This window comes from Microvirga sp. P5_D2, from assembly GCF_054049475.1.
Map to the genome: position 1 here is coordinate 26,682 of NZ_JBFUMH010000046.1, position 10,004 is coordinate 36,685.

The 10,004-nt window shown below is 64.6% G+C and carries 12 protein-coding genes; 4 read left to right on the forward strand and 8 right to left on the reverse strand.

All coding sequences use genetic code 11. From position 1 onward, the window contains the following. Positions 1-51: 51 nt before the first annotated feature. A complete protein-coding gene (locus ACXJKO_RS14040; RefSeq protein ID WP_457091721.1) occupies positions 52-264 on the forward strand; it encodes a DUF2093 domain-containing protein in 213 nt (70 codons plus the stop codon). A gap of 147 nt (positions 265-411) precedes the next feature. Here ACXJKO_RS14040 and lpxK read toward each other — a convergent pair whose 3' ends face one another. The 7 genes from lpxK to ACXJKO_RS14075 are packed head-to-tail and all read right to left on the reverse strand — an operon-like array spanning position 412 to position 6,024. Next, complete coding sequence (lpxK, locus tag ACXJKO_RS14045; RefSeq protein ID WP_457091709.1) at positions 412-1,422, reverse strand: tetraacyldisaccharide 4'-kinase; 1,011 nt, start codon at positions 1,420-1,422, stop codon at positions 412-414. Continuing rightward, a complete protein-coding gene (locus tag ACXJKO_RS14050) occupies positions 1,422-2,711 on the reverse strand; it encodes a 3-deoxy-D-manno-octulosonic acid transferase (RefSeq protein WP_457091710.1) in 1,290 nt (429 codons plus the stop codon). The genes lpxK and ACXJKO_RS14050 overlap by 1 nt, the downstream gene beginning before the upstream one ends. Beyond that, a complete protein-coding gene (locus ACXJKO_RS14055) occupies positions 2,708-3,454 on the reverse strand; it encodes a lysophospholipid acyltransferase family protein (protein ID WP_457091711.1) in 747 nt (248 codons plus the stop codon). The genes ACXJKO_RS14050 and ACXJKO_RS14055 overlap by 4 nt, the downstream gene beginning before the upstream one ends. Before the next feature lie 11 nt (positions 3,455-3,465). Further along, on the reverse strand, positions 3,466-3,699 hold the full coding sequence (locus ACXJKO_RS14060) for a DUF4170 domain-containing protein (RefSeq protein ID WP_457091712.1): 234 nt from the start codon (positions 3,697-3,699) through the stop codon (positions 3,466-3,468). A gap of 58 nt (positions 3,700-3,757) precedes the next feature. Further along, positions 3,758-4,555 carry an inositol monophosphatase family protein gene (locus tag ACXJKO_RS14065; protein ID WP_457091713.1) on the reverse strand — a complete coding sequence of 266 codons (798 nt, stop codon included), beginning with the start codon at positions 4,553-4,555 and terminating at the stop codon, positions 3,758-3,760. A gap of 49 nt (positions 4,556-4,604) precedes the next feature. Continuing rightward, the gene (gene ubiA, locus ACXJKO_RS14070) at positions 4,605-5,534 is read right to left on the reverse strand and encodes a 4-hydroxybenzoate octaprenyltransferase (RefSeq protein ID WP_457091714.1); all 930 of its coding nucleotides are present in this window, start codon (positions 5,532-5,534) and stop codon (positions 4,605-4,607) included. A 16-nt stretch (positions 5,535-5,550) separates the two neighbouring features. After that, entirely contained in the window at positions 5,551-6,024 is a 474-nt protein-coding gene (locus tag ACXJKO_RS14075; RefSeq protein WP_457091715.1) for a hypothetical protein, read from the reverse strand. A 210-nt stretch (positions 6,025-6,234) separates the two neighbouring features. Between ACXJKO_RS14075 and ACXJKO_RS14080 the strand changes: the two genes are divergently transcribed. From ACXJKO_RS14080 to ACXJKO_RS14090, 3 genes are all read left to right on the forward strand, one after another. Further along, positions 6,235-6,981 (forward strand): 16S rRNA (uracil(1498)-N(3))-methyltransferase, encoded by a 747-nt coding sequence (locus ACXJKO_RS14080; protein WP_457091716.1) that lies wholly within the window; start codon positions 6,235-6,237, stop codon positions 6,979-6,981. Between the two features lie 173 nt (positions 6,982-7,154). Continuing rightward, on the forward strand, positions 7,155-8,294 hold the full coding sequence (locus ACXJKO_RS14085) for a carboxylate-amine ligase (protein WP_457091717.1): 1,140 nt from the start codon (positions 7,155-7,157) through the stop codon (positions 8,292-8,294). A 140-nt stretch (positions 8,295-8,434) separates the two neighbouring features. Next, on the forward strand, positions 8,435-9,805 hold the full coding sequence (locus tag ACXJKO_RS14090; protein ID WP_457091718.1) for a glutamate--cysteine ligase: 1,371 nt from the start codon (positions 8,435-8,437) through the stop codon (positions 9,803-9,805). Positions 9,806-9,815: 10 nt separating this feature from the next. On the opposite strand, the gene ACXJKO_RS14095 is transcribed toward ACXJKO_RS14090, so the two are convergent. Next, positions 9,816-10,004 (reverse strand): diguanylate cyclase domain-containing protein (locus tag ACXJKO_RS14095; protein ID WP_457091719.1); only part of this gene is annotated, 189 nt, incomplete at its 5' end.

Sequence of the window (10,004 nt, forward strand, 5' to 3'; positions counted from 1 at the left end):
CGAGCCCTTATGTGAAGAACGGCGACCGGACAGCTTTTGATGGCCTCGATGATGAACAAAATGGATCGCAGCAGCGGCGAAGCCGTGGTGCAATATCTCGACAGCAACCTGCGGATCGTGAAGCCGGGGGCTTTCGTGCGCTGCGCCGTCACCGGCCAGCAAATTCCCCTCGACGAATTGAAGTACTGGAGCGTCGAGCTGCAGGAACCCTATGCGACGCCGGAAGCCGTGATGCAGCGCATCGCGGGTGAGTTGTCGCGCTAAGCTTTTCAAGCGTTTAGGTCTCTACCGTCATGGCCGCACTTGTTGCGGCTATCCACGTCTTCATTTCCTACTCTTAATCCTCAGGATGAGGCTGTATGGAGGTTCCGAAGGCGTAGCCCCCGACGCAGGGCCGATGATGACGTGTGCCTAAGCTCTTAACCGCCGGTCGTTGATGCTGCGCAGGAGGTAATTGCGCAGGCCTGGTGCGTCCTCGATCTTCAGGCGCACCGGCAGCACGGACAGGCTCGTCCAGGGCTCCGATTGAGAAGCGGCTGCGATGCGTACGAGGTCTTTCTCCGTCGTCACCGGCATCAGGCTGCGCATGCGCGCTTCCTGTCTCAAGGAATCGAGATCGGCCGCGTTGTAGGGATGATGGTCGGGAAAGGTCTTCGCCACTTCCACGATGGCGCCGCAATCGCGCAAGGTATCGAAGAATTTTTCCGGCCGCCCGATGCCTGCGAAAGCCAGCACCCGCTTGCCTTCAAGGGATTTGGCGATCGTGGGGTCGGGCACGAGGCTACCCCTGAAAACGCGCTTGCCCAAAAGGCCGGCCTGACGGGCGAGCGCCTCGCCCGGCGCACCGCTCCCGATGAGGAGAATGGCGTCGATGGCGGGCCATTGCGCGTCCATGAAGGTGCGCAACGGGCCGGCGGGCAGGGGAAGGCCGTTGCCGATCCCGGTGGCGGCATCGACCACGGCGATGCCGCAATCCTTTTGAAGCGATGCATTCTGCAAGCCGTCATCCATGATGACGACGGTCGCGCCCATCTCATAGGCGAGGTTCGCGCCCACAGGACGCTTGCGCGAGACGATGGTGGGGGCCATGCCGGCCAGCAGGATCGGCTCGTCGCCCACATCGTTGGGGGAGTGATGCGGCTGTACTTGGAGCGGGCCGCGCAGGCGTCCGCCATAGCCGCGCGACAGGAAGGCGGGGCTTTCGCCGGAGCCGTCGAGCAGTTCGGCAATCGCGAGTGCTGTCGGCGTCTTGCCCGCGCCGCCCGCCGTGAAATTGCCGATGCAAACGATGGGAAGATTGGCGCGCTCGCCTTTGCGGCCCATGCGGCGTCCGGCGATGGCGCCGTAGACGACACTGAGCGGGCGGAGCAGGTTCGCCAGAGCGGACGGGGTTTGCGTCCACCAGAAACCGGGCGCGCGCATCAGCGTTGGGCTCCCAGTTTGGCCTGCACGATGAAGGGCTCGATGGATTGCATCGTGCGCTCCACCGCGCCGCCGAGAGACTGCACCGCATCGCCTGCTGCCCGCGCCATGTCGCGGGTGAGCGCCGTGTTGGTCAGGAGTTCGCTCACCGCGCGGGCGAGCGCCGCACTGTCGTTCACCATCAGGGCGCCGCGTGCGAGATCGATCGCGGCATAGACATCCTCGAAATTGTGGACATGCGGGCCATGGAGAATGGCCGCGCCGAGCTTCGCCGGCTCGATGGGGTTCTGCCCGCCATGAGCCACCAGAGAGCCGCCCATCACCACGATGGGAGACAGGCGGTAGAACAGCCCCATCTCGCCCACGGTGTCGGCGACATAGACATCGGTCGCGCGGTCCGGATGGATACCCTCGGAGCGGCGGCTGGCGCGCAGGCCTGCCTGGGCCGCAATGGAGGCGACCTCAGGGCCGCGATGCGGGTGCCGGGGTGCGATGATGGTCAGCAGGTGCGGATGACGTTTCGCCAGAGCTCGATGCACGGCGATGATCGCGCTTTCCTCGCCTGCATGGGTGCTGGCGGCAAGCCAGACCGGACGGCCAGCGACGAGGCCGTTCAGATGCGCCACCACACGCGGATCGGCGGGGGGAGGGGCCGCATCGAATTTGAGGTTGCCGGTCATCACCACGCGCGGCGCGCCGAGGCGGGCGAGCCGCTCCGCATCGTCCTGCGTCTGTGCCATGCACAGGGCAAAGCGCTCCAGCAGCGACTTGATGACGTTGGGCATCTTCTGCCAGCGCTGGAACGAGCGATCCGACATGCGCCCGTTCACGAGCACGAGCGGAATGTGCCGTTCTTCGAGGGCCATGATCGTGTTGGGCCAGATTTCGGATTCGGCGACGAGCGCGAGATCGGGCTGCCAGTGATCCAGGAAGCGGCGCACATAGCGCGGCACGTCGAGGGGCACGAACTGATGCACCGCGCCCGGCGGCAGCCGCCTCGCGATGAGGGAAGCGGAGGTGCGCGTGCCCGAGGTCACGAGAACCGAGAGGCCGCGCTGGGTCAGGCGCTCCACCACGGGAAGAAGGGAAAGCGTCTCGCCGATGCTCGCGCCATGCACCCAGACCAGATGGCCCTTGGGGCGCTGTCGGCTGGGATAGCCCTGGCGTTCGCCAAGGCGCGTCTTGTCCTCGCGGCCCTTGTGGCGGCGCCAGTAGAGGAGGCCCAGCACCGCTGGTTCGAGAAACGCGGTCGCGGTGCGGTAGGCCTTGAAGAGAACCGGAGTGCTCATGCCTGCGAGCCTCCTGCAAGGGCGGGGCTTGATGGATCCTTTGCGCCGGGATCCTTCGATCCCACAAGGGCATAGGCCCTCTCGTGAATCCTGTCGAGTTCCCGCTCGACGGTGAGGCGATGGCCTTCGAGCGCTGCCGCATCCGCATCGCGCGGCACATGCACGGGCTCGCCCAGAACTATGGCGCCCCGGCCGAAGGGGAGGCCGATGCTGGCCCTGTCCCAGCTGTTGAAGTCGATCCGCCGGCTCGTCACCACGGCGACGGGCACGATGGGCCGGCCGGACATCTGCGCCAGGGTGACGATGCCCACGCCGCAGATTCGGGAGATCTTCGGGATATCGGCGGTCATCACCACCATCTCGCCGTCGTTCAGGGCTTTGAGCATGCCGCGCATGGCCTGGACGCCGCCTTTTTTACGAATGTCGCGGCCGCGTGCGCCGGAGCCCCGGATCGCCCGAATGCCGAGATGGCGAAGCGCGATGGCGTTGAACTCGCCATCCGCCGAGCGGGAGACGAGGCTCGCCGCGCGGTCCTGCGGGCGCTTGGCGAAATGAATCATGAAATGCTGCCCGTGCCACATGGCGGCGATCACGGGCATTTGCGGTCCGATGCGGTCATAGGCATCCGCCGGTTCGACGACGAACCGGTTCGTGCGCTGCACGAGCTTGAGATAGCCCGCGACAAGGAGGCCCAGGCTCTCCTGGACCGCCTGCGAGCGGATGACGCGCTTGAACAGACCCATCGGCTGCGGGATCAGGCCTGCTGCGGATCCAGCAGGCGGTGCAGGTGGACGATGAAGTAGCGCATCTGCGCATTGTCCACGGTTGCTTGCGCCCTGGCCTTCCAGGCCGCGTGGGCCGAGGCGTAGTTCGGGAAGATGCCGACGATGTCGAGCTTGGAGAGGTCCTTGAAATCAACGGATTCGAGGCTGTCGAGCTCGCCGCCGAAAACCAGATGGAGGAGCTGTTTGCCAGGGGTGTCAGTCATGGATGCGAGGCTCTTCTGATGGGTGTGACAGGGACGATTGCTGCGAAGCAAAGGTTACTCAAATCCTCATGGCTCCAATAGCGCGAGGATGCAACCGTGACGCAACGGCAATCATTTCGCCGTGGCTCRTTTCGGGCCTGTTATAGACAGCCTGTCTTCCTGCCAAGTCCGTGAGCAGGCCCCCGGCTTCGCGCAGGATCAGGTCGGCCGCCGCGATGTCCCAGTCCTGGGCATTGGACGAGACCAGAGCCACGTCGATGGAGCCCTCGGCCACCCGCGCGAGGCGTAAGGCCAGCGAGGGCACCTTCGGCAGGCGCTCGATGGAATCCGAGCCGCGCTCGAAGCGGTCCACGAGGGGCTTGGGGCCCGCCACGCGGGCGGGACGGCGGGGATCGTCTCCGGACAGCATGAGCGGCCTGCCGTTGAGCCGCGCGCCCATGCCGATTCCGGCCTCGTAGAGATGCTCGTGGATCGGGGCGTGCAGGATGCCCAGCACCGGCTCCCCATCGCTGACAAGGGCGATCGAGATCGCCCAGTCCGGGTGCCCCGAGGCGAAGGCGCGAGTGCCGTCGATGGGGTCTACCACCCACACATGGCGCCGATCCAGGCGCTCGGAATTGTCCGCCGTTTCCTCGGAGAGCCAGCCGGCTTCCGGCAGAAGGGCGAGCAATTGGTCCTTGAGGAAGGTGTCGAGGGCGATATCCGCCTCGGTCACGGGCGAGCTGTGCCCCTTGTACCAGAGCTTCGCCGCCGTCTGCGCGCCGGCGCGGAAATAGGGCTGCGCGAGAGCACCAGCCCGGCGCGCGATGTCGCTGACGGAGTGGGTGAGGGCAGAAAAGTCGGAGGGAGATATCATCGCACTCCAGATGGGGAAGATCGGCAAAAGATGCCAGGGCGGTTCCAGGCTAGATCAGAGCGTCGAACACCATGAAAGCAAAGAGGAGGAGGCCCGCGTCCCGGTTCGAGCGGAAAAGCCGCAGGGCGCCGGCCCCGTCATTCCGGTCGATCCGCGCCACCTGCCAGCCGAGATGCAGGGCGAAGAGGCCCAGGCCGATAAAGGCGGGAATGCCGGCGCCGATAAGTATGAAGGCCGGGATCAGCAGGGCCACGGTCAGGCCGTAGCAGATGCCTACGCCGAGCGTCACCCGCTCGCCGAAGAATCGGGCGGAGGACTTGATGCCGACGACCTCGTCGTCCTCGATGTCCTGCAGGGCATAGATCGTGTCATAGCCTACCACCCAGGCAATGCTGCCCGCATAGAGCAGGATCGGCGCGAGGCTCAGAGAGCCGAAGGCAGCGGCCCAGCCCATCAGCGCGCCCCAAGCGAAGGCCAGCCCCAGCACGATCTGCGGCATCCAGAAGAAGCGCTTCATGAAGGGATAGAGCGCGACGACGCCGAGCGAGGCGAAGCCCGTTGCGATGGCGAAACCGTTGAATTGCAGCAGAACGAGAAGCCCCACGAGGCCCTGGAGACCGAGGAAGGCCAGCGCCCCTTTGAGGCTTACTTGGCCTGAAGGCAGCGGACGGCCACGGGTGCGCTCGACCCGGGTGTCGAGATCCCGGTCCACGATGTCGTTATAGGTGCAGCCCGCACCCCGCATGGCCACGGCGCCGATCAGGAAGAGCAGGCAATGAACCGGGTTCGGCCAGGATTGTCCCCCGGCGATGGCGGCGAGGGCCGCCGACCACCAGCAGGGGAGAAGCAGAAGCCACCAGCCGATGGGGCGTTCGATGCGTGCAAGGCGCAGATACGGGCGCAAGCCGTCCGGAGCCAACCGGTCGGCCCAATGGCCCCGCACCGCATCGGGAAGGGAGGACGCCGCTTGGCGTTCCATGTTCAGTAGGCGCTTGTCAGAGCGCGCCCTTCGGCACGCTGAGTGTGCCGGTCAGGCCGCCGCCCATGCGCGGGCCGCCCTGCTGTTGCTGCTGGGCTGCCTGCTGCTTGGCTCTCTTTTCCATCTCGGCCATCTTGGCGACTGCACCGCAGGCCTGGCCCTTGAAGTCCTGGGCGCGCTTGTGGTCCTGGCTGAAATTCTCGACGACCTGATCGGGGATCTGGCACCAGTCCTTGTTGTCGGTCATCCATTTGGAGCCGGCGGTGCCGTTGGTCACGAGCTTGGAAAAGATTGTGCAGGCGGCACGGGGGTCGATCTGTTTCTTCTTCCCGCCGCCGGTCAGTGCCTGAACCTGCTTAACGAGATTCTGGCGTTCCAACAGGATCTTCTGACCATCCTGGCAGGCGCTCGACTGCGCGAAGGCAGGAGCGGCCGTGAACATGCCAGCAGCGGCAAGCGCGGCCATAAGGTACGGACGGATGTGCGTCATGGCAAAACCCTTTAAAAAGCCCGCGACGTCTCGCGAGCCTGCGTTCTGTTAACAGGTATCGGCTCCCCTGGCCAAGGGGCGATTGGTCGCCTCCGGCCTGGAATGTGTTATTCCGTACCTGAATGTCAGGTGAGCGTAGCTAAATTTAGGCGCTCTCCCTTTAAGTAGAAGAAGTTGATAAAGGCTTTTTCTCAATTTCCCCAGGTTTCCATGGCTGAGTACGACTTCAACGCCCCCCGCCTGTTCCTTGATGCGCCCCTTCACAACGGTGCGAGGATTCCCCTCGACCGGGGACAGGCCAATTACCTGCTCAATGTGCTGCGCCTGAAAGCGGGGGAGGCGGTGCTCGTCTTCAACGGGCGGGACGGCGAGTGGCGGGCCGAGGTGGCTGTGGAAGGCCGCAAGGCGGCGGACCTCGTCTGCATGGAGCAGGTGCGGGCCCAGGGCGCCGCTCCCGATCTCATTTATGCCTTCGCGCCCCTCAAGCATGCCCGCCTGGACTACATGGTCCAGAAGGCCGTGGAGATGGGGGCGGGCGTCCTCCAACCGGTCCTGACACGCCGGACCCAGAGCACCCGGGTGAACCTGGAGCGCATGCGAAGCAACGCCATCGAGGCCGCCGAGCAATGCGGAATTCTGACGATTCCCGAGATCCGCGAAGAGGAAAATCTGGAGCGCTTCATCGCCGGTCTGGACAAGGACCGGACCCTGATTTTCTGTGACGAGGATGCGCCGGTTTCGAACCCTGTGGATGCTCTGGCCAAGCTTGGGAACAAAGAACCATCCCTTGCAGTTGTCGTGGGCCCCGAAGGAGGGTTCACCGATCAGGAGAGAGCGCTTGTCGCCGCCCACGAAAATTGTATCCGCGTATCGTTGGGACCGCGAATCCTGCGTGCTGATACAGCCGCTGTTGCCGCGCTCGCACTCGTCCAATCCGTGCTTGGCGATTGGACCTAAGGCATACGCTCGACAGCGGCTTAAGCCGATCTGCCTGTAGCCTCAGAAGCTTAGCATTTTTACGCCGATCCGCCCCACTCGCGCCCCATTCGGGGCGAGGTTGGTGCGGGTGCGGAAGGCCGCCAAATGCACATAGATCGTTCCAAAATAATAATCAGAAGGACGTCTGGGAAATGAGCTGGGATTTCAAGTTCGGCATCGAAGAAGAGTACTTCGTCAACGATGCCGCCAAGCGCGATGTCGCGCGCGGAAAGATCAAGGAATTCTTCGCCTCCTGCCGTGAGCAGGTCTCGGAGAGCATCCAGCCCGAAATGCTCGAGCCGCAGATCGAAATCGCCACCAAGCCGCTGGTCGATTTCTCCGAGGCCCGCACGCAGCTCGCAGGGCTTCGTGCTTCCGTAGGCTCGGTCGCGCGCGACTATAACCTCTCCATCATGGCGTCGGGCACCCATCCCCTCGCCATCTGGACGCGGGTGCGCCCCAATGCGCAGCCGCGCTACGGCAAGGTGATGCACGATCTCCAGATGCTCGGCAGCCGCACGGTTCTGTGCGGCATGCACGTGCATGTGGAGGTGCCGGACCTGTCGACCCGCGTCGACATCATGAACCGCATTCAGCCGTTCCTGCCGCTGTTGCTGGCGCTCTCCACCTCCTCGCCGTTCTGGCAGGCGCAGCGCACGGGCCTTCTCGGCTACCGGCTTGCGGCCTATCGTGAGCTGCCGCGCACGGGCTTTCCCGACCTGTTCGACGGGCCGGAGGATTATAAGCGCTATATCGACACCCTGGTCTCCGCCCGCGCCATCGAGAATTCGAGCTATGTGTGGTGGGTGATCCGGCCCTCGCTGAAGCACCCGACCCTTGAGCTGCGCGTGGCCGACAGCTGCACGCGGGTGGACGACACCATCGCGATCGCCGCTATCTATCGCTGCCTCGTGCGCCGCCTGAGCCTCGATACCACGCTCAATGCGGGCCAGACCGGCGCGTCGCGGGCCATCAACGACGAGAACGGCTGGCGCGCCCAGCGCTACGGCATCCATGGCAGCTTCGTTGACGAGAAGACCCGCAGCGCCAAGCCGGTCCGCGAGCTTCTCGACGAGGTTCTCGACCTTGTGGCGGACGACGCCCGGGAACTCGGCTGCGAGCGCGAGATCGATCTCGCCCGCTGGATCGTGGCCCGCGGCACCAGCGCCGACCAGCAGCTGACCCTCTATACGGAGGCCCTCGGCCGTGGCCTGTCGAGCCGGGACGCCCTGGTCGGCGTGGTCGATTGGCTGAGCGCCGAGACGATGGGGGAGACCACGCACCGGCATTGAGGGGACAGATCGGCGAGAGTAGGGCCTGCTACTACGCTTTATGGCGGGCCCTCATTGCAGCTTGACCGCAACCCGCCTATTTAGACGCGATCCCTGAGTCGGCGCGCCTTGAACGCGCTTTTTGGATGATGAGGTGATCTATGGCGCGGGACGTATCCGATACGACCCCTATTGGCGCTCGGTCGGAGCTCGTGGAGTGGATCGCGTCCGGCGAGAAGCCGCGCGACACATGGCGGCTGGGCACGGAGCACGAAAAAGTCCCGTTCTACACGGCCGATGCTTCGCCCGTTCCCTATGAGGGCGGCAAGGGCATTCGTGCGTTGCTCGAAGGTTTGCAGGCGCGCACCGGCTGGGAACCCATCATCGAGAGCGGCCAGCCCATCGGCCTCTTCGACGAGGCCGGCGGTGGCGCGATTTCGCTGGAGCCCGGCGGGCAGTTCGAATTGTCGGGCGCGCCGCTGAAAACTTTGCACGAGACAGCCGCCGAGACCGCGCAGCACATTGCTGATGCAAAGGCTGTCGGCAAAGAACTCGGCATCGAATTCCTTACCCTCGGCATGAGCCCGCTCTGGACTCGCAGCCAGACACCGGTGATGCCGAAGGCGCGCTATCGCATCATGACGAACTACATGCCGAAGGTCGGCTCTCTCGGCCTCGACATGATGTACCGCACGTCCACCGTGCAGGTGAACATGGATTACGCGTCCGAGGCCGACATGGTGAAGAAGCTGCGCGTGTCGCTGGCGCTGCAGCCCATCGCGACGGCGATCTTCGCCAACTCGCCCTTCACGGACGGCAAGCCCAACGGCTACCTCTCCATGCGCTCGAACATTTGGCTCGATACGGACAGGAACCGCACGGGCATGATGGCCTTCRCGTTCGAGGACGGTTTCGGCTACGATGCTTACGTGGAATGGGCACTCGACGTGCCGATGTATTTCGTCAAGCGCGGCGAGACCTATCACGACGTGGCGGGCGCCTCCTTCCGCGATCTTCTCGCGGGCAAGCTCGCGCAGCTGCCGGGTGAATTAGCCACCCATTCCGACTGGGCGAACCACGTCTCGACCCTGTTCCCGGAAGTGCGCATGAAGCGCTATCTCGAAATGCGCGGAGCCGATGTCGGCGGCCCCGAGCAGATCGTGGCCCTGTCCGCGTTCTGGGCCGGATTGCTGTATGACGAAACAGCCCTCAACGATGCTTGGGAACTGGTGAAGGGCTGGAGCGCTGAACAGCGCGAGCAGCTACGTGCCGACGTGCCGAAGCTCGCCCTGAAAGCAACCATCGCAGGCCGCTCCGCACAGGATGTCGCGCGCGATGCCTTGGCCCTCTCCCATGCCGGCCTCAAGCGCCGCGCCTATCGCGATGCGACAGGACAGGACGAGACGAAGCATCTCGCCTACGCCGAAGAGATCGCCAGTTCCGGACGCACCCCGGCGGAGCGACTGCTGGAGCAATATCACGGCGCATGGGGCGGCTCGGTGCTGCCGGCATTCAAGGAATGCGTGTTCTAACGGCGCGGATTTAAGCTGCCTTGGCGGTCGCGACGCAGTTGCGGCCGCTTTGCTTTGCGCGGTAGAGCGCTTTGTCGGCGAGGCTTATTAGATCTTCTGGGCTCATGCGGGAGCGCTCGCGAGAAGGTGAGCGGGTGACGCTGCCGATGCTGATCGTAAGGATGAAAGACGGCGGGTTCGCCTCATGGCGGACCCGCAT